The following is a 223-nucleotide window of genomic DNA, read 5'->3' as shown; positions in this document are numbered from 1 at the left end:
GTAGAGCGGGATCACGTGATCGCCCGCTTTCAGGGTGGTGACCCCGGGCCCGACCTCGCGCACGATGCCGGCGCCCTCGTGGCCGAGGATGGCCGGGAACTTGCCCTCGGAATCGAGCCCCGAGAGCGTGTAGGCGTCCGTGTGGCACACCCCCGTGGCCATCACCTCCACCAGAACCTCGCCCGCCTTCGGACCCTCCAGCCGGATCGTCTCAATCGTCAAA

General features: G+C 68.2%; 1 protein-coding gene. It reads right to left on the bottom strand.

The window, feature by feature from the left end:
• A partial coding sequence (locus E4K09_RS23695; protein WP_244610655.1) for an alcohol dehydrogenase catalytic domain-containing protein occupies positions 1 to 222 on the bottom strand: 222 nt, incomplete at its 3' end.
• Between the last annotated feature and the right edge of the window lies 1 nt (position 223).

The organism is Microvirga pakistanensis, from assembly GCF_004458765.1.
GTDB lineage: Bacteria > Pseudomonadota > Alphaproteobacteria > Rhizobiales > Beijerinckiaceae > Microvirga > Microvirga pakistanensis.
This window is presented reverse-complemented; position numbering and strand designations above follow the sequence as displayed.